The organism is Aliikangiella marina, assembly GCF_007004765.1.
In the GTDB taxonomy this organism is placed as follows: Bacteria; Pseudomonadota; Gammaproteobacteria; order Enterobacterales; family Kangiellaceae; genus Aliikangiella; species Aliikangiella marina.
In genome coordinates this window covers 157,599-176,624 of sequence record NZ_VIKR01000001.1, presented here as the reverse complement: position 1 = coordinate 176,624, position 19,026 = coordinate 157,599, and the positions used below count along the sequence as shown (strand labels likewise).

The following is a 19,026-nucleotide window of genomic DNA, read 5'->3' as shown; positions in this document are numbered from 1 at the left end:
GGTTTTTTTGATTGGCGAGTAGGTTGATTTTAAAAAAGTGAAAATAATAGAGGGAATCTTAGCCATATCGGATTAACCAATTTCACCAACATTTGGTGAAATTGGCAACGCTATTATTTGGCTAATAACAAATCGCGGGCCGCGTGAATAACTTCTATTCCCGCATCTTTCTTATGGGCGTTTTCGCTTAGATAACGCCGCCACAATTTGCCCCGCGGCTGTGAATGAAAGAGTCCCAAGATATGACGTGCAATATGTTGCAACCGGGTTCCATTAGCCAATTCGCTCACTATGTAGGGTTCCATCGACTCAATTACTTGCTGACGAGTCGGAGCAGCCTGATTGCAGCCATAAAACCGCTTATCGACATCGGCTAAGATAAATGGATTATGGTAAGCTTCGCGTCCAATCATGACCCCATCAACGTATTTCAAGTGCGCATCAACTTCCGCTAAGTTTTTGACGCCACCGTTTAATATGAACTCTAATTGCGGAAAATCATTTTTTAACTGATAGACATGAGAATAGATCAATGGCGGAACTTCTCGATTTTGCTTGGGGCTTAGTCCCGACAAAATGGCTTTTCGCGCATGAACAATAAAAGTGGTACAACCGCCACCGGCAACGATTTCCACAAACCGGGATAAAAGCTCATAACTATCGAGATCATCAATCCCCAGACGATGTTTGACCGTAACAGGAATCGACACAGCTCCCCGCATTGCTGAAATACATTCCGCAACCAATTCTGGTTCAGCCATTAAACAAGCGCCTATTTTTCCATTTTGAACACGATCGGAAGGGCAACCAACGTTCAAATTAACTTCATCATAGCCATAGTCTTCGCAAATCTTAGCGCATTCAGCTAAATCAGTGGGATTACTCCCCCCTAATTGCACTGCGACAGGATGTTCTGCCGAATGAAACTTAAGATGTTTGTCCTTATCCCCAAACAAAATTGCACCCGTGGTCACCATTTCGGTATACAGAACAGAGTGTTTGGAGATCTGACGTAAGAAAAAGCGATCATGACGATCGGTCCACTCCATCATTGGGGCAACAGACACTCTGCGGTTAATACTCATGACAGAAATACGAGATTCTCTTTAGGATTGAAGTGGCGCATTATAACTGGATGCTTTGAATGATTCGAATCTTTCATGGTTTTCTCGCACAACCCCATTCTCAGGTTTACGCACTCAGCCCAATATCGTCTAATTTTCATAAACAGAGTTCGGAAATACATTAAACTGTAAAAATAATGACACTAAATCAAATATCGTCAATTTTACGTCAAAAACCAATTAAAAGTCCGCTAAATTGAATGAAAGCTAGGACTTAACATCATATTTTGAGATTTTTATTTCCTTTTATATCAGCAACTTAATCGTTTTTTTAGCAAAATACGCAAAAAAACTATAAAGAAATTTTAGAAGGCGTCGATAATCTAAGTGTCACTTGAACATGTGTTGTATTTTTCATCTACAACCTGGGTTCGAAGTATGAACGCCACGGCAGGCAGTACACTAACTTTTTAAATTTTATTCAAATCGGAGATAACCGATAACAGTATAGTTTTGCCGGTCGAAAGACCAACCATGAGAGGAGCTTAAACAATGACTAATAGACGTAATAAAGTATTTTCACTATTCAAAGGCGCTACCCTTACTGCAGTTCTAGCGACTACCCTAAGTTTTTCAACAGTGACTCAAGCTAATGACGTACAACGCCTGGTTAACAGTTTGTGTGAAGCTGCGAAAGCAGATGATAGAACCGGCATGCGCAAAAAGTTAAAGTCAGCTAAAATTCGCTTGAAGAAAATCTACTCTGGTGTTCAGTGCGGTGACCAAGGTAGCTTGCTTCGCGCAGCGACCAACGCGGGTGCACTCAACGCGGCGACATTTATCGCAACCAAGATTGGTAAAGATAACCTAGCGATGGCTGAATCTGATGGCAAAAATATCGTTCAATTTGCACAAGGTTTAGTCGCAGCAGGCGACGCGAGCAAACAAGCTTTTGTTGACCTGTACAACTCAAAAATGTAACTCAATTTCTCCCCGTTTGTTGTCGTAGAGTTAGCTCCTCTCGAGACAAGTGAGTGGCTTCGGCCACTCTATTTTATCAACTCGAAAGCTAACTCCGACAAACAAATGCGCATTTTACCTAGACAAACTAGTAATCCCTTTCCTAACGCCTTAGACTTAACTCTAAGCACTTAGCACTTAACACTTAGCACTTAGCACTTAGCACTTAGCACTTAGCACTTAGCACTTAATTTATCGTTTATTTGTCACTCCGTGACTTTACTATTTAACCACCGATTACTGATTTGAAACCGGCTATAATTTACCAACTTCCTCTCGATAAAGCATCACCCCCCACCAATGTTAGCAACCAACATGGACAAGGTAATGTAAACAAACTTGTTTACAAATAACTAAAGTGTGTTCACTTTTTAACCTAAAGTTTTTTTCAAATTGGCCGAAAAAATCTACATATAGTTTGCATCTGCTAGTAATTTTTTACTCAATTTTTACTCCCGCGAATTATATGTTGAAGTTGTTTCCTTACTAACCGGAAGTCCCCCTTCCGGTTTTTTTTTCTATACTATTAACGCAACCGATTAATGATTGGCCACTTTTCTGACGTACCGTTTAATTGATATGTCGATAGACTAATTTAGTAATCAATAACTATTAGTCACAAACCAATAAGAACGCCTCGTCCGTAGGTATTTATTTTTAATGGAAACTAAATACAAAAAAGCCGGTCGATAAGACCGGCTTTAAATTTAAATTAGCAACTTAATTATAACTAGTATTTGAACTTACCGATCAGCACTTGTAGATGCTCTGCAAGACGAGCTAACTCCTGACTGGCAGCTAAGTTTTCACTAGACCCCTGCGCCGTCTTGTCGGCCATTTCTGAAATCGAAGTTACATTCTGATTCATCTCTAGTGACACGGAACTTTGCTCTTCCGCAGCGCTAGCAATGTGAGTACTCATATCATTGATTACATTAACCGCTTCGGTAATTTTATGAAGGCTTTCGCCGGCTACAGCGGTTTTCTCAACACTATTTTGCGCTTCGTTACGACTAGACTTCATAACCGCCACGGCTTCACGAGTACCGTCCTGCAGTCGCTCAATCATTTCTTGAATTTCTGAGGTAGATTCTTGTGTTTTGCTCGCCAGCGTTCTAACTTCGTCGGCTACAACAGCAAACCCACGCCCTTGTTCACCCGCTCGCGCAGCCTCGATAGCAGCATTTAACGCCAACAAGTTGGTTTGGTCTGCAATGCCTCGAATAACATCTAACACCGCACCGATATTGGTACTGTACTGGTCGAGTTTATCGGTTACTTGCGCCGCTTGTTCAATTTCTTCTGCGAGTCGATTTATCGTCTCAATACTGTCTTGAACAACTCGCTTACCATCAATCGCTTCATCGTTAGCTTTTTGCACTTCAAGTAACGTATTGCTCGCACTGTTTGCGACCTCATCAACGGTTGCAGTCATCTCAGTCATAGCTGTCGCAATCATCTCAGTTTGTTCTTTCTGATGATTAATATTATCGTTGCCTTGTCGCGAAATTTCTGTCGTTTGTTCGGCCGATGCAGAAAGCTGCTGAGAACTCGAGCTGATTTCCTTCAGCATACCACTTAACGCATCGATCAAAGCATTAAAGCCGTGCGACAAACGGCCCAGCTCATCTTTTCGATAAACCTTCGCTTTGTCAGTCAAATCACCTTCAGCGACCTTGCCGATCACTCGCAGTACCTCATTTAATGGTCCAGTAATGGAGCGCACAACCCAAAGATTAATTCCCAAGGCAAACAAAATAGCGATAAGCGCAATAACTATTAATAAGGTTCTACTGCTACTCACTTTCTCGGCAGCATCATTTTTAATATTTTGGGTTAAGCCTTTCACTTTGGTAAACACATTTTGTAAATGGGCTTTCCCTTCATTGGCAATTTGCGAAGACTGGGCGAGTAATTTTTTTGCTTCATCTCTCCGATTCAATTGCTGCTGATAAACCGAAAGAATATTATCGTTACCGGTTGTTAATTGTTTAAATTTGGTAATCGAGGCTAAAGTATCAGAGTAATACTCATTATTGGTTGCGGTCGAATCTTGTTGGACTGAAGAAAAGCTCGAATCCAAATCTTTAACGAGCGCATTAATGTCCTTAATCGCGGCGCTTAAAATATTCGCGTCATCACTGATTAATGTATCGGTGATAGTCACTGTGCCCTCTCTAATCATATTGGACATCGACTGTAAACTGTCGGCGGTCGCTCCGCCGCCAAGGTCGTCAGAAAAATCGAACAAGTAGGTGTCCAACTCATCTGCAACATCTTCGAAATCACCCCGCATTCCCTCGATTCGTTCTCCGAGGGTGAGATCGCTTTTGTGCGCAGCGAACATTTGAGGAACCACTTGTTTGTACTGTTCAATGCTTTCGCGACTCGCATTTAAGGAGTTGAGAATATCTGGATAACCAGCCGCTACAGCCTGTAACTCTCTCGCCGACTCTTCATTCTCAGTCATGCTTGCATTATAGTTCGACTCGATTTCACTTAAACTCCCGGACTGGCGAGTCTGATGATAACGACTGACGGAAACAGAAGCCTCCAACAATGACGACAAGTTTTCACTACCAGAAATCAGCATCGGGGTTGATTTATCAGTCACCGAATTTAAACCATCTTCGATCGAGCTAACCCCACTTAGCCCCGTGAACGACAGCATAACCAACAACAACATGACTAAGCCGGCACCACCAACTATACGTGCAGTAACAGTCAAATTCATTTGGATCCTCATTTTTTGTGTTTGTTTAACATTAGATTTTGATTTTTTTTAACGCATTCTGCGTTTCTTTTTATGGTTATCGGCACCAAAATCAGCAAATGTAGTTAAAGCATAGTAAAAAATCTCAATAACTGCAGAGAAATATCCGCTAATCAATTGAATTCTTTGAGTAAACTGACTGAGAAGGCAAAATTAGTGCGAACTAATCCCGGCGATATGATTAAGCAATAGTTTGTGAGTGTGAGCTTGAGGGGGCTAAATTAAATGCAAGATTACTTGTCGCTGGTGTTGGGCATGTCTGTGTTCCCACAAAAAAATCCCTTGCCATGTCCCTAAAACCAGTTGTCCGCGCTCAATGGGAATTGACAGTTGGGTCGCCGTTAACATCGATTTAATATGGGCTGGCATGTCGTCAGCGCCTTCGTATATATGGGTATAGAGAGAATCATTCTCCGGAACTAAACGATTTAACCAGTTTTCAAGATCATGGCGTGCACTCGGATCAGCGTTTTCTTGAATTAACAGACTACAAGAAGTATGACGAGTGAAAATCGTGCAAAGACCAATCTCGTCCGCTGACTGCGAAACTACATTTTCAACTTCGCGAGTAAACTCGTACAAGCCTTGGCCACGAGTCGCGAGAGAAATCTTTTTTATCAGTCCTGCCATAGGAATTTCACCCTTGAGGTAACCCCGCACAATAATGACCAAGGAATCGTATTTGCATGCTTGGCGATGATTTCGACGGGCAAGCCATTCCCCCAGAGGATTGCTTTGTCTCCCAGTTCAAACTGATCTTCAAGCCCCAAATCTACCGTTATCATATCCATTGACACTCTCCCAACCAATGGGTAGGTCTTGCCATTAATCAGCACCGGCGTCCCAGATTTTGCATGATGTGGATAGCCATCGCCATAGCCAATCGCAATAACGCCAATCCGCGTTTCTTGCGGCGCCTGCCAAGTCGCGCCGTAGCCGACCGTTTCTCCCGGTTTGAGGTGCTTGATGGCAAACAGTTGAGATTCTAAGGTCATTGCCGGCTTCAGTTGATGCTGAGGGCCGGTGAAATCAAGCATTGGCGAACAACCATATAAAAGAATTCCGGGCCTAATCCACTGTAGATGGCTTTCCGGCCAAGCAACTACCCCAGCAGAATTCGCTAGACTGGCTTCGCCCTTGATTACCTGTAAATACTGTTTAAATTCGCTAATTTGTGCCGCGCTTTTTGCGTTATCAATGTCATCAGCACAAGCCAAATGTGACATTAAATAGATCTTTTCAACGGTTTTAAGCTGACTTAATCGCTCATAAGCAGTTTGATAGTCTTCTGGCTCAAACCCCAGCCTGTTCATGCCAGAGTCTAGTTTTAACCAAACTTTAATTTTCGCATCGTTCGACGTATCTTCAAGTGCTTTGAGTTGACTTTCTTGGTGAACAACGGTTTGTAATTGGTATTCAAAAGCTTGGCGTAATTCCTGCTCACTAAAGAAGCCCTCTAATAAGATGATATCAGTAGATATGCCGGCCTCACGCAAAGTAAGTGCTTCATCCATGCAAGCCACAGCGATTGCATCTGCACTGGCAAGCGCTCGCGCAACCTGGACAATTCCATGACCGTATGCGTCGGCTTTGACTACCGCCATCATTTTCGTATTCGGTGCTAATTGCTTTGCGATCTCAAGGTTATGCCGGATCGCAGCAAGGTCAATGATTGCTTTTGTCTCCCGCATAAAATCTTAATATTCTTCGTAGGTGTTAGCCAAATTAGCAAACCGGTTAAAATGTCCTTGGAAAGCAAGCCGACAGGTTCCGATAGGACCATTACGTTGCTTTCCGATGATCACTTCGGCAGTCCCTTTGTCTTCACTTTCTGGGTTATAAACTTCATCCCGATAGACAAACATGATGATATCAGCATCCTGCTCAATGGCGCCCGATTCACGTAAGTCCGACATTACCGGTCGACGGTCAGCTCGTTGCTCTAAAGAACGGTTCAACTGAGATAATGCAATCACAGGGACATGCAGTTCTTTTGCTAATGCTTTCAAGGAACGCGAAATTTCTGATATTTCTAATGTTCGATTATCGCCTAGCCCAGGAACTGTCATCAATTGCAGGTAGTCAATAACAATCAAGCCAACTTCGCCATGCTCTCTAACAACGCGTCTTGAGCGGGATCTCACTTCAGACGGTGACAAGCCAGCGGAATCGTCTATAAACATTTTGCAGTTATTTTTAAGAATGTTGGTCGCCACAGAGAGATTATCCCAATCTCTATCATCAAGCGCGCCGTTTCTAAGTCGGGTTGCATCGATGCCGCCAATCGAAGCAAATGAACGCATCAATAGCTGATTTGCCGGCATCTCCATGCTGAAAACTAAAACCGGCTTGCCGCCATGTATCGAAGCATGCTCAGCAATGTTCATCGAAAAAGTGGTTTTACCCATTGCGGGTCGTCCTGCGACAATCAATAAATCCGAGTTTTGTAGGCCGTTAAGCATTTTGTCTAAATCGTTAAAACCAGTACTTAACCCAGTAATTCCACCTTTTGACTCCACCGCAAACTGAACTCTATCAAGGGTTTCCTCTAGAAAATTTGCCGCCAAGACTAAGCCAGAATCTTTACTCTCTCGCTGTTCAGCAATTTTGAAAACCTTGGCCTCAGCCATATCCAGCAACTCATCAGAGTTTCGGCCTTTCGGTTCGTAAGCAGCATCGGCGATTTCATTGGATACTGCAATCATTTCCCGTAGTACTGCTCGCTCTCTGACAATTTCTGCATAGGCCGTTATATTGGAAGCGCTAGGGGTGTTTTTTGCTAAATCTGCAATGTACGCTAATCCGCCGATTTCGTCAGCTTCACCTTCTTGCTCTAAAAATTCATAGAGAGTCACTACGTCCATCGGGCGAGCATTTTCTGCGAGATAGCTAAGCGCTCTAAAAATTAATCGGTGATCTTTGCGATAGAAATCTTCCGCAACGATTTTATCTGAGATCTTCTCCCAGGCATCGTTATCGAGCAGTAATCCCCCCAAAACAGATTGTTCTGCTTCTATTGAATGAGGGGGCATTTTTATATTGTTAACTTGAAGGTCTTCGAGCATTAACTAATTCCAATAATAATGCAGGCGCAAAATTTGATTTTATCAATGAGAGTTTTTAAAACGATTTTGCGCTTATATAAGCTTAAAATCGACCAATACACCTTAATAATTATTATGAATTACAAAGCGTTAGATAAACTTGACAGTAATTCTAGCAGGTCTTTTCAGAGATAAAAAAACACCCCGAATCATAAAGATGCGAGGTGTTTTATTTTTGCATTTGCGTCGCTTTAAAGCAACGCTAAAAACAATATCTAGTTCAATTAAACCAGATTATTCCGCTTGCGCCACAACAGCAACTTTCAAAGTTGCGTCTACGTCTGAGTGCAAGTGAATAGCGATATCAAATTCACCAGTGTGGCGAATTGCACCGTTTGGCATACGAACTTCGTGCTTTTCAAGCGCAACGCCAGCTGCAGACGCTGCATCCGCAACATCTTTAGTGCCTACAGAACCGAAAAGCTTACCTTCGTCACCAGCATAAGCTTCGATGGTAACAGTCAGCTCTGCGAATTGCTCTGCGCGCTTCTCAGCAGCAGCTAACTCTTCAGCAGCTTTCTTTTCTAATTCTGCACGACGTGCTTCGAACTTTTCCAGGTTGTCTTTTGTCGCTGGAACCGCTTTGCCTTGAGGAAGCAAGTAATTACGACCATAACCGTTTGCTACAGTAACGCTATCACCCAGTTCGCCAAGATTACGGATTTTTTCAAGTAGAATGACTTGCATTAGTCTTTCCTCTAATTCGTTATCAATGCTTATTTATGCGCGTCTGAATATGGCAACAAAGCCAAGAAACGAGCACGTTTAACTGCTGTAGAAAGCTGGCGTTGGTACTTAGAACGAGTTCCAGTGATACGACTAGGAACGATTTTACCAGTTTCTGTGATGTAGCTTTTCAAAGTAGCTAAGTCTTTGTAATCAACTTCAGTAATGCCTTCAGCAGTGAATCGGCAGTACTTACGACGTCTGAAATGTCTAGACATGAGTTATTCCTCCGTTATTCCGCTGCTGACTCGTCAGCAGTCTTCTCTTCTGCTGGCGCTTCAGTTTGAGTTTCTTCTTTTGCTGCCGGCGCTGGTTTCTTGTCGGCAGAATCGAAATTCTTAGCAGCTTCTTCTTTAGCTTTCGCTAGAGGAGAAGGCTCTGTGATGGCACCTTTTTGCTTGATTGTTAGGTGACGTAATACTGCGTCATTGAACTTGAATAAGTTTTCAATTTCTTCAATAGCAGAAAATTCGCATTCAACGTTCATCAAAACATAGTGTGCTTTGTGAGCATTGTTGATTGCGTAAGCTAGAGGACGACGTCCCCAGTCTTCTAAACGATGGATTTTCCCGCCAGCGTCAGTCACTACAGCACTGTATCTTTCGATCATTGCTGGGACCTGGTCGCTTTGATCAGGATGCACCAAGAATACGATTTCATAATGTCGCATTAAGATCTCCTTCCGGTTTCCAGTCACCAAAGGTCTCGTTCGAGAACGCTTTAATAACAAGGAGTTAGGTCTGATTGTCAAATAATTCAGGCTTAAAAGTTAAACCCGTCTCTTTCAAGAGCGCGCGATTATACTGGCCTGAGCCCATAAATGCAATGCTTTACCGCTTTTCTGTAGAGTTAACTCCCTGATAAGTCTCATTTGCGACTGTTCAGCGATTTATTAAGATACCGCTTTTAAATCCTAACACCGCTCAGGCACCACTGGTCGCGATTAGCCACTGTGTATCCCGGGAATTAATCCTTCTTATTTTTTCTAGATACGATATACTCCACCGCAATAAAAATCTTATCTACTATTTTATCGCCCCCAATACTTTCCATGGCCGCTCGCTTCAAAGTCTTTTTGATTAATTTAGAAAGCTCAAAACAACGTTTGCTCAATAGCCAGCAACTATTAAAGGCCGCCAATGTTGACTTTGAAAGGCTTGACGCTGTAAATGGCTCACTGCTGAGTCAATCGCAGATCGATAAGATTTATCAATTCAACCAAGGGGCGCAATATTACAAAACCTTATCAAAAGGCGAAATCGGCTGTTATTTGAGTCACCGTAAAGCCTGGCAAAAGATAGTTACGGAACAGCTCGATTTTGCGGTTATCCTTGAAGATGACTTTGCCAGTTGCGGTCAGCTGGGTGAAGTCATTAGGGCGCTTGAGAATCTTAAGTATCCGTGGGATTACATTAAACTTGCTGAGCATTCGCGCAAACGCAACTCGGTCTTTGAATGGCAACAAGACCACTTATCCTTGTGCATTTACGATAAAGTACCAGCGAGAACTCTGGCTCAAGCAGTAAGTTTGACTGGCGCAAAAAAGCTTTTGGTTCACAGCGAACAAATTACCCGCCCTATCGATATTGATCTCCAACATTGGTGGGAAAAAGACTTATCAATCTTTGGGTTAAGCCAAGTCCCGGTGACGCCCAACCTGGCTATAAAAAGCGAAATCAGTGAACTCGGTCGAAATAAATCGGTCCGATTGAGCAGAGCGGCACAGTTTAAGCAACGGCTGGCATTCAAAATTAAAAACCGACGAGAAACCCAACGCTTAGTTGAACGTCTAAAGCAGAACCTAGGAAAGTAACAAACGAGTCAAAGGAATAAAGAGGATTTATAACTAATGTTTCACGCTAAAAAGCTCATTGCTAGTTGTTTATTGTTAGCATTTAGCCATCAAACTGACGCTTCCCCATGGATCGGTACAAACGATGTGAGTTTGCATGACGATGTGAAAACGCTCGTTGAGTTCGGTTATCTTGACTCGGTTTCGATTAGCTATCCTTTACCGTGGCAAAGTATAGCTCCTCAGTTAAAGAATATGGAAATAAAATCACAGCATGACCTTGCCCAGTCCGCACTCAATCGATTACAGCGTCAACTCAGATTCCGAGAAAATCATTCTAGCCAACTAAAACTTAAAGCAATATCTGAAGCGCCAAGGTTTACCAGCTTCCACGAGTCGCACAAAGCCAAAGGCGAAATTGAATTTAATACTCGATTTGAAACTCAAAATTGGGCAGGGCAACTTGGTATTTATGCCGATAACGATGAAAATGATGGACTTGATAATAGCTACCTCGCTTATCGTATGGGACAGTGGCAAGTATCCATTGATTCCATCAACCGCTGGTGGGGACCGGCAGAATCGAGTAGCTTAATATTGACCAATAATGCACGTCCGGTTCCTGGGATTTCGGTAATTACTAGTCGTGGCACCGCAGCTGAGGATAGTTGGTTAAGTTATATTGGTCCCTGGTATCTCTCATTTCATTTAGGTCAACTGGAATCTGACCGCATCGTTCCCGACGTAAAATTATGGCGCGCGAGATTTAACATGCGTCCACTGGAAAACCTCGAATTCGGGGTTTCATGGAGTGCTATGTGGGGCGGGGAAGGCTTTGGCAATAGCCTTTCTGATTTCATCGATGTCATTACCTTTGATCCAGTTTGCGCAAATGGCGCTGCAACCTGTGACGATGAATTGGATACCAAAGTGGGTAATCAACTCGCTGGATTTGATCTGAAATATACGTTTCATCTATTCGATATGCCATTAAATATTTATGGTCAAAGAATTGGCGAAGATGCCACTGACTACATAAAGGTTACCGACAAAGCCGACCTCTTTGGCCTGTCTGGATATGCCTTTAACGGTAAATGGTTTATCGAGGCAAGCGATACCGGAGTGGCGTGTGGAAGTGCTACCTCGACGATATTAAATTGTTATTATGAGCACGGCGACTATCGCTCCGGCTACCGACATTTTGGCCGTTCGATGGGAAGTACTTTTGATAGCGATGCCAAAGTCACTTCAATCGGCTATTCGCGCACCTTCACAGAAGGCCACCGGCTAGAGATTCGGTTTGATGATGCAGATTTAAATTATGACGCACAACTGACTACGCCCGTAGTGAAAAGTGAACGAGAGAAACTCAAACGACTGGGTGTAACTTACAAACATCGATTTAGTGACTGGTCTGCAAAAGTCGGCGTTATCTTTGAAGACTCAGAGTTAAATGATGGAACGACCGACGACGAAAATATTGTTTCATTGGAGTTGGACTATCATTTTTAAACCCCAAGGTAGCTGACAAGTTCGGCAACAGCCAATACGGTAGCACTCTCAATGTAACCTGGCTCTGATGCTGACCTAATGATTCTCTGACGAACAACCTGCAAGCATTGGCTGTTGTGTAACCGGTCAATGCGTATTACTCAGCGGCCATATTCTTTCATGGTTTCACCGTCTGAAAAAAAAACTTATCAACGGCCTCAGTTGAGAAACTTGTGAGCAGTCCACTCTCTCTAATTTTTGTAAACATAATCGATCCAACCTAAGCTTGAGAAGCATTGCCCTAAAACCGCTTATCTGCTAGCGTTGATTCCCTAAGAAAATCAATAAAACAGGGAATACTCCATGCGTCTGCTCACTTTTTTAACGGTCTTGACCGTCATGATTGGATGTTCTGACGAACCAAACAATGAAATACAAAAGCAAGACACAAAAGCGCAACATAGTGTCGACCAAGCGGTAAACAATTCTCCTCATCCACTTACCCAAAATGCAAAGATAGTCCAACCGGACGCCCCCGGTAAACCAACGCGCACAATTAGCGCCGAAGCAGCCAGCAACCTAGCTCATATCCTCTACACTGACGCGGATGTTGAATTTATGCAAGGCATGATCATGCATCATGCACAAGCGATTGATATGACGAACCTTGTCGCTGATCGCAGTGAGAACCCGGAACTTATCCAACTTGCTGAACGAATCGATATCTCTCAAAAAGACGAAATCAAAACAATGCAAAATTGGCTGAAAGCGCGTGACAAAGATGTAACAAGCGAGCATGCCCACCATGCCCATGGTGCAGAAATGATGCCAGGAATGCTAACCCCAGAAGAAATGCAACAATTGGCTGATGCGAAAACCAACGCCTTTGATAAATTATTTCTCGAGTTGATGATCAAGCATCACTACGGCGCTTTGATTATGGTTGATGAGCTACTCGAGAATAGCGGTGCTGCTCAAGAGTCAATGATGTACACCTTCGCATCAGATATCAACGCTGACCAAAAGATGGAAATAGAGCGTATGGCAAAGATGCTCGCAAGTCTCTCCCCTGACCCTCGCGTCGGATTGACCGCTGGTTACTTAGACGCGGAATCTTCCGCTAATAATATCGAGCTCAAGGTGTCAATTCCAAGGCCCCCTGGATTTTTCTCTCCGCAAAATCCCGCTGGATTTGCCGTATTAGAACAAGAAGATGATGCCCCTAAAACCAGCAGCCAACCAGAAGAAAAAGACGCTGATGCCGAGGAGCGCGAAGCACAGAGCAAAAAATTTCGACAAGAAGGTAAAGAGCGCGAAGCGAGTTCGGCACTCTTTAACTTTGCAAATACTGACTTAGCATTTGCCGAGGATTTTGTCGTTGTCGGAAACTACCACGGTTTTAATATCTTTGAGATTAGCAATCCCGAGAAACCATCACTCGTTTCGTCAGTTGTTTGTCCTGGCGGCCAGGGGGATGTGTCCATTGTAGAAAACTTGTTGATTATGTCTGTTGAACAAACTCGCGGTCGAATCGACTGTGGTTTACAAGGTGTTGCAGATGTGGTCAGTGATGAACGAATGCGTGGAATCAGAATCTTTGACATCAGCGATCTCACCACACCAAAACAGGTTGGATTGGTGCAGACATGTCGCGGTTCACACACTCATACGGTGGTTACCGATCCAGATACAGAAGGGAAATTTTATGTTTATGTTTCTGGTATCGCAACCGTCCGCAAAGGTGAGGAACTAGCTGGTTGCAGCGATGCGCAGCAGGATCCAAACTCGGCCCTATTTAGCATAGATGTTGTTGAGATCTCCTTAAAAGATCCTGCAGCGGCGAAGATTGTTAATCAACCTCGCATTTTTGCCGACTTTGACAGTGGCTCTATTGCCGGACTGTGGCAAGGTGGTGATCATGGCAGAAATACGCAAGATACTGCGGTCACCGATCATTGTCATGACATCACTGTGTTCCCAGAGCTAAAACTTGCCGCAGGTGCTTGCTCCGGTAATGGTATCTTGATGGATATCACAGACCCATTGAATCCGAAGCGGCTCGACGCGGTCACCGACAAAGGCTTCGCTTACTGGCATTCAGCAACCTTCAATAACGACGGAACCAAGGTAATTTTCACTGATGAATGGGGCGGCGGTGGTCAGCCACGTTGCCGAGCGAATGATCCTGCTAGCTGGGGAGCCAACGCTATCTTTGACATCGTTGACAACAAACTCGAGTTTAGAAGTTATTATAAGTTACCCGCACCCCAATCTGATAAGGAAAATTGCGTCGCGCACAACGGTTCACTCGTTCCAGTTCCGGGCAGGGATATTATGGTCCAAGCGTGGTATCAAGGCGGCCTGTCACTTTTCGACTTCACCGACTCATCAAATCCGATTGAAATTGGTCACTTTGACCGCGGTCCGGTTAATAAAGACCACTTAATCGTCGCAGGTTATTGGTCTGTTTATTGGCATCAAGGACTCGTGTACGGCTCGGAAATTGCGCGAGGGTTTGATGTACTAAAACTGTCTGATAGTGAATTTATTACCGCGAATGAGCTTGCCGCGGCCAACACTATCGATAGCAAAATAGTGAACGCCCAATATCAGAAAATGTTTAAATGGCCAGCTAAGCCCGAGGTTGCTCTTGCCTATACCGACCAATTGGCACGTCTCGAAACGGTGAATAAAACTAAACTCAGTGAATTGAAAGACTTGATTAAAAGCATTACCCCATCAAGCAAGGAAAATAAAAACCAGGCTATCAAATTGGCTGAATTGCTAGTACAAGAGAGTCAATCAGGTAACTCAAGAGTACAAACGCTTTCCGCTGCACTGCTCGAGGTTGTACGCTCACTTGAGGAAGTTTAGGGCCATTAGTTACCCGAAGCTAAGGAAGGCTTTCAATCGTTGTTTTGTTTATCCAGTGCAGTCTCTCAAGTTCACATTCACATGAAATTGAAAGACTGCACATCGTTGCTGCGACTAGTTAGACTATTCGGGCAACTTGACTTCAATTACAAAGAAGCGACTAGCGCTTCTTGCGTCGCCTCAAAGTTCATCACCAATTGCATCTGAGTCTCAACAGGTGTTGATTCTTTCCCATCGATGATAACTACAGTTTTAATCGGGTAAACACCTTGAGGCATACCTTTTGGTAAGGTGAATTTAAATTCATTGGCAAACTCTCCGCTGCGACCTGTCTCTGCATTAACGACTTTTGTCAGGCTTTTAATTTCCTTACTGCTATCTTCGTTATCATAAATAACAATCTTTTCTTCAATTTTCATCTGATTGGTTGCTTCTCCACGAACAACTTCGAGACTAGAAACAACGGTAACTTTATCGCCAGGATTAACGATGCTGCCCGGTTGAAGATTGGATTGATAAGCGATTATAGTAGGCTCTTTGGGGAGCTTCTTATGTTCCTTTTTATATTTGTTAACGACTTCTTTTTCATTAGTGACTTGTTGGGTTTCGTGCTCGATCGTCATATCATAAATGACTTTCGCTGCGATACCGATCGCAATAATTGCACCCAAAGTTTGCAAGTCTTTTTTCTTACAACCTAAGTTGGTTGCAAGCAGCAAACAGAGACCCATTGTAATCAAAAAATTAATTGGTTTGTTTTGAGAAAGTAAATTATTCATTGGATTCCCTCCAGCTATTCTATCGTAATATTTTTCTTGGCATCGGCAATGGCCCTTTCCGCGGCAGACTTTAAGCGTAAAGCTCGCCTGTGACCAGGAACAAATTCTAAAGCCGATTCGGACTTAGCAATCGCGCAACTATAGTTCAGTTTTTCAAAGCACGTTTGCCCATCTTTTAAAATCTTTTCTGCCTTTAAAAAATTTTCTCGTTGTTTCTGCTCTGCGTAGTTGGCATTTCGAATAATCGCTTCTGCTTGAGCTTCATCATGTTTAATCACAAGTACTTCACTCGCGAATTCTATTGCACATTGGTAATCTGTTCTTTCTAAGCAATCATTAGCTTTGCTCAATAGTTCAGCAAGCTGTTTTGATTCCTGTTCACGAGCTTCTGCTTCTGCTAATTTTTCTGCTTCCATTTTTTGTTGCAGCGCTAATGCGGATTGATTATTCGAGTCCAGTAAAAGTACTTGTTCAAGCGTTGTTTCGACACAACTATAGTCATTGCTTAAAAAGCAATTATTGGCGGCCATCAACAACTCATTAATTTCAGTGAGCTTTAAATCTCGCTCCGCATTGGCTAAAACCGATTTCGCTTCATCATCGTCTGGTGCGACCTTGAGTATTGCGTTTGCGCTCGTAATCGCACAAACATAGTCTTTCGCTTGATAGCACTGCTGCGCATTATTCTTAGTCGTTTCGACAAAAACCGCCAGTTCATCAGGAACAAAATAATTTTTATAAACGAACCAACCAACAACACCTAGTAATAAAGCACTGGCAACTCGGAAAACGGGAAATTTGACCGGTTCAGTCAGTTCTTGGTAGAACTCTTGAATCGTTTGCGTTCTCTCTTCTCTTTTTAAAGCGAGACCTTTAAGCAAAGCCTTCCACTGGCGTTTTGTTAGACCATCTATTCTTTCTGGCTGCATCTTTAAACCAAGTGCCGCCACCGCTGGCTGTTCATTATAAGGATGCCGACCAGTCAATAATTTGTAGGTAATTATCGCTGCCGCATACACATCATCACTCGCTTCAGGTTTTTTCTGTTGCATCATTTCGAGGCTCGCATAAGCCGGGGTCATCGCACCTAACGAGCCAGCGTCAAATTGATCCGTTAATTTTGATTCACTCGCCAGTCTCGCGATCCCGAAATCGAGTACTTTAACCCCATTGTCCGAAATAAAAATATTGGCTGGTTTTAAATCGCAATGAACAATGCCTTTTTGATGCGCATACTGAAGTGCTCGGCAAAATTGTCCGACTATTTTTAACGCCATTTCTTTGTTAATGGTTTTATCACGATTGCGATACAAATAGCTGTCTAATGCTTCTCCCTTCAACAGCTCCATGGTCATATAAATCGTATTACCATCACGGTCAAAATCATGAACCGTAACAATATTAGGGTGAGACAATAAATGCGAGCGACTCGCTTCTCGCTGCAGAGATATAAACGCATTGGGATGCTGTTTAAAGTCACTATTTAATACTTTTACTGCGACATAGGGATTGGCATCATGCGCTTCAACTTTGCGCAAATCTTTAGCTTTATAAACAGTCCCCATACCACCAGAACCCAGTACAGAGTCGAGTACAAAGCGCTTATTAAGCAAAATTTCTTTTTTACTGAGGGCTTCATTGACGTCATTTTGCGCGCGACGAAATCCATGCTCACTATGTTGATCTTGAAAAATCAAGTTGATCCTGGTGAGCTCATTGTAATTTTTTTGGCTGGTGTTTTCGGTATTTGTTCTAGCCGAACGACGGGCTCCAACTTCAGGCGCAATTACCGTTGCATCCTCGGCTGGCAACGCTTCCTCAGTCGAATCCGTAATCTCTGTTTCTTCTAGAGTTTCTGATTTGCTTTTATATTGCTCTGACTCTGGATGAGACGATTTATTATTATTGTTACTCATCGCAAGATTCCATTATTAGTTCCATAACTTCTCGGATCCGATGCGAACTTTCGAAAGCGTTGACGCCTGAGGCAATGTGTCTCTTTAGATTCCTCAATCAGTCGCAACAACCGTTATTTTGCGACAGGATAAGCGGCAACTTTTTTAACCAGTCTCGAAATTCCCCGTGTTTACCCTCTTGACCTATCATACAGCCTAGATTGATTCCTCTGCAATAGTTAGCATCGCTCGAGTTAACTTACTGAGCTCATCAGAGGGCATGCAATAAGCGGGCATAATATAGAGCAATTTACCAAATGGTCTGATCCAAACGCCCAACTCGACTAATCTCGGTTGAATGGTATGCATATCTAGGGTTTGAACCATTTCAACCACGCCGACAGCCCCTTTAACTCTGACTTCATGGACAGAGGGCAAGCTTTCTAAAGGACGGAGTTCGGCTTCGAGTTGTGTCTCTATAGCCAGTACATTTTTTTGCCATGGTGAAGCTAGCAATAGCTCAATACTCGCGTTAGCGATAGCACAGGCAAGTGGATTGCCCATAAAAGTCGGCCCGTGCATTAAATTTCCGCCACCGAAACGACTGATAGTTTGCGCCACATTTTGCGTCGTTAGTGTTGCAGCAAGGGACATATAGCCTCCCGTAATCGCCTTACCTAAGCACAATATATCCGGTACAATTTGCGCTTGTTCGTAGGCAAATAAACTCCCCGTACGACCAAATCCGGTGGCGATCTCATCTAGAATAAGGAGCACGCCATATTCATCGCAAATCTGGCGCACTTGGCGTAAATATTCGGGCGCGTATACTCGCATTCCCCCAGCACCTTGAACAATTGGCTCAAGGATAATTGCCGCTATCTCTGTGTGACGTGCTGCAACCGTGCTTTTAAGCTGCGCAATATCCTCATCATTCCACGAATCATCATCTTTGCAGCCTGGTGCATCGACGAAAATATGACTGGGTAATACGCCTGCAAACATCGCATGCATGCCATTTTCTGGATCACAAACCGACATTGCACCAAAGGTATCACCATGATAACCATTACGAACCGTCAGGAATTTATTCTTCTCTGGTCGTGCCTGCGAGTACCAAAACTGCAACGCCATTTTCAAGGCGACTTCTACAGCGACTGAACCGGAATCAGCGAGGAAAACACAATCGAGCTTAGCTGCAGTGATATTGACCAAGGTTTGCGACAACTTTATCGCAGGCTCGTGAGTGAGTCCGCCAAACATCACATGCGACATTTTCTTAGTCTGCTTTTCAATCGCCTGATTGAGAAACGGGTGATTATATCCGTGAATAGCGGACCACCATGATGCCATACCGTCGACTACTTTTTGGCCATTTGTAAGATTTAGATAGACACCTTCGGCAGACTCAACACCAAACACCGGGGTAGGATTTTTTAAATTCGTATACGGATGCCAGATATGCTCACGATCAAAAGCGAGTTGGCTGTCAGTTAAACTCATAGTAG

15 protein-coding genes are annotated in these 19,026 nt (G+C 43.4%); 4 read left to right on the top strand and 11 right to left on the bottom strand.

What is annotated here, in order from left to right; translation table 11 throughout:
- Positions 1 to 113: 113 nt before the first annotated feature.
- Positions 114 to 1,085 carry a tRNA dihydrouridine(20/20a) synthase DusA gene (dusA, locus tag FLL45_RS00750; protein ID WP_142887884.1) on the bottom strand — a complete coding sequence of 324 codons (972 nt, stop codon included), beginning with the start codon at positions 1,083 to 1,085 and terminating at the stop codon, positions 114 to 116.
- A gap of 531 nt (positions 1,086 to 1,616) precedes the next feature.
- On the opposite strand from dusA, the gene FLL45_RS00745 reads away from it, so the two are divergent.
- Positions 1,617 to 2,045 (top strand): DUF3718 domain-containing protein, encoded by a 429-nt coding sequence (locus FLL45_RS00745; protein WP_142887883.1) that lies wholly within the window; start codon positions 1,617 to 1,619, stop codon positions 2,043 to 2,045.
- A 769-nt stretch (positions 2,046 to 2,814) separates the two neighbouring features.
- Here the strand turns inward: FLL45_RS00745 and FLL45_RS00740 are convergent.
- The 7 genes from FLL45_RS00740 to rpsF all read right to left on the bottom strand — a co-directional run bounded on the left by FLL45_RS00740 (position 2,815) and on the right by rpsF (position 9,357).
- A complete protein-coding gene (locus tag FLL45_RS00740) occupies positions 2,815 to 4,818 on the bottom strand; it encodes a methyl-accepting chemotaxis protein (protein WP_185964274.1) in 2,004 nt (667 codons plus the stop codon).
- Between the two features lie 255 nt (positions 4,819 to 5,073).
- Positions 5,074 to 5,487, bottom strand: a complete 414-nt coding sequence (locus FLL45_RS00735; protein ID WP_142887881.1) for a secondary thiamine-phosphate synthase enzyme YjbQ — start codon at positions 5,485 to 5,487, stop codon at positions 5,074 to 5,076.
- Complete coding sequence (gene alr / locus FLL45_RS00730) at positions 5,475 to 6,548, bottom strand: alanine racemase (protein ID WP_142887880.1); 1,074 nt, start codon at positions 6,546 to 6,548, stop codon at positions 5,475 to 5,477. The genes FLL45_RS00735 and alr overlap by 13 nt, the downstream gene beginning before the upstream one ends.
- A 6-nt stretch (positions 6,549 to 6,554) precedes the next feature.
- Positions 6,555 to 7,922: a replicative DNA helicase gene (gene dnaB / locus FLL45_RS00725; RefSeq protein WP_142887879.1), complete on the bottom strand. Its 1,368-nt coding sequence runs from the start codon at positions 7,920 to 7,922 to the stop codon at positions 6,555 to 6,557.
- Between the two features lie 273 nt (positions 7,923 to 8,195).
- Positions 8,196 to 8,648, bottom strand: coding sequence for a 50S ribosomal protein L9 (gene rplI / locus FLL45_RS00720; protein ID WP_142887878.1), 453 nt, complete (start codon positions 8,646 to 8,648; stop codon positions 8,196 to 8,198).
- A 29-nt stretch (positions 8,649 to 8,677) separates the two neighbouring features.
- Positions 8,678 to 8,905 carry a 30S ribosomal protein S18 gene (gene rpsR, locus FLL45_RS00715; protein ID WP_142887877.1) on the bottom strand — a complete coding sequence of 76 codons (228 nt, stop codon included), beginning with the start codon at positions 8,903 to 8,905 and terminating at the stop codon, positions 8,678 to 8,680.
- A gap of 14 nt (positions 8,906 to 8,919) precedes the next feature.
- The gene (gene rpsF, locus FLL45_RS00710) at positions 8,920 to 9,357 is read right to left on the bottom strand and encodes a 30S ribosomal protein S6 (RefSeq protein ID WP_142887876.1); all 438 of its coding nucleotides are present in this window, start codon (positions 9,355 to 9,357) and stop codon (positions 8,920 to 8,922) included.
- A gap of 381 nt (positions 9,358 to 9,738) precedes the next feature.
- Between rpsF and FLL45_RS00705 the strand changes: the two genes are divergently transcribed.
- The 3 genes from FLL45_RS00705 to FLL45_RS00695 all read left to right on the top strand — a co-directional run bounded on the left by FLL45_RS00705 (position 9,739) and on the right by FLL45_RS00695 (position 14,844).
- The gene (locus tag FLL45_RS00705) at positions 9,739 to 10,500 is read left to right on the top strand and encodes a glycosyltransferase family 25 protein (RefSeq protein WP_142887875.1); all 762 of its coding nucleotides are present in this window, start codon (positions 9,739 to 9,741) and stop codon (positions 10,498 to 10,500) included.
- Positions 10,501 to 10,536: 36 nt separating this feature from the next.
- A complete protein-coding gene (locus FLL45_RS00700) occupies positions 10,537 to 11,991 on the top strand; it encodes a capsule assembly Wzi family protein (protein ID WP_142887874.1) in 1,455 nt (484 codons plus the stop codon).
- Positions 11,992 to 12,333: 342 nt separating this feature from the next.
- A complete protein-coding gene (locus FLL45_RS00695) occupies positions 12,334 to 14,844 on the top strand; it encodes a DUF305 domain-containing protein (RefSeq protein WP_142887873.1) in 2,511 nt (836 codons plus the stop codon).
- Positions 14,845 to 14,990: 146 nt separating this feature from the next.
- On the opposite strand, the gene FLL45_RS00690 is transcribed toward FLL45_RS00695, so the two are convergent.
- From FLL45_RS00690 to bioA, 3 genes are all read right to left on the bottom strand, one after another.
- Positions 14,991 to 15,623 (bottom strand): hypothetical protein, encoded by a 633-nt coding sequence (locus tag FLL45_RS00690; RefSeq protein ID WP_142887872.1) that lies wholly within the window; start codon positions 15,621 to 15,623, stop codon positions 14,991 to 14,993.
- A 14-nt stretch (positions 15,624 to 15,637) separates the two neighbouring features.
- Entirely contained in the window at positions 15,638 to 17,539 is a 1,902-nt protein-coding gene (locus FLL45_RS00685) for a serine/threonine-protein kinase (RefSeq protein WP_142887871.1), read from the bottom strand.
- A 195-nt stretch (positions 17,540 to 17,734) separates the two neighbouring features.
- Entirely contained in the window at positions 17,735 to 19,021 is a 1,287-nt protein-coding gene (gene bioA, locus FLL45_RS00680; RefSeq protein WP_142887870.1) for an adenosylmethionine--8-amino-7-oxononanoate transaminase, read from the bottom strand.
- Between the last annotated feature and the right edge of the window lie 5 nt (positions 19,022 to 19,026).

Coding starts and splice junctions, on each gene's coding strand:
- FLL45_RS00685 (WP_142887871.1), bottom strand. CDS start 17,539: ATGAGTAACAATAATAATAAATCGTCTCATCCAGAGTCAGAGCAATAT.
- FLL45_RS00740 (WP_185964274.1), bottom strand. CDS start 4,818: ATGAATTTGACTGTTACTGCACGTATAGTTGGTGGTGCCGGCTTAGTC.
- FLL45_RS00735 (WP_142887881.1), bottom strand. CDS start 5,487: ATGGCAGGACTGATAAAAAAGATTTCTCTCGCGACTCGTGGCCAAGGC.
- rpsF (WP_142887876.1), bottom strand. CDS start 9,357: ATGCGACATTATGAAATCGTATTCTTGGTGCATCCTGATCAAAGCGAC.
- FLL45_RS00700 (WP_142887874.1), top strand. CDS start 10,537: ATGTTTCACGCTAAAAAGCTCATTGCTAGTTGTTTATTGTTAGCATTT.
- FLL45_RS00745 (WP_142887883.1), top strand. CDS start 1,617: ATGACTAATAGACGTAATAAAGTATTTTCACTATTCAAAGGCGCTACC.
- FLL45_RS00705 (WP_142887875.1), top strand. CDS start 9,739: ATGGCCGCTCGCTTCAAAGTCTTTTTGATTAATTTAGAAAGCTCAAAA.
- FLL45_RS00690 (WP_142887872.1), bottom strand. CDS start 15,623: ATGAATAATTTACTTTCTCAAAACAAACCAATTAATTTTTTGATTACA.
- rpsR (WP_142887877.1), bottom strand. CDS start 8,905: ATGTCTAGACATTTCAGACGTCGTAAGTACTGCCGATTCACTGCTGAA.
- dusA (WP_142887884.1), bottom strand. CDS start 1,085: ATGAGTATTAACCGCAGAGTGTCTGTTGCCCCAATGATGGAGTGGACC.
- rplI (WP_142887878.1), bottom strand. CDS start 8,648: ATGCAAGTCATTCTACTTGAAAAAATCCGTAATCTTGGCGAACTGGGT.
- bioA (WP_142887870.1), bottom strand. CDS start 19,021: ATGAGTTTAACTGACAGCCAACTCGCTTTTGATCGTGAGCATATCTGG.
- dnaB (WP_142887879.1), bottom strand. CDS start 7,922: ATGCTCGAAGACCTTCAAGTTAACAATATAAAAATGCCCCCTCATTCA.
- alr (WP_142887880.1), bottom strand. CDS start 6,548: ATGCGGGAGACAAAAGCAATCATTGACCTTGCTGCGATCCGGCATAAC.
- FLL45_RS00695 (WP_142887873.1), top strand. CDS start 12,334: ATGCGTCTGCTCACTTTTTTAACGGTCTTGACCGTCATGATTGGATGT.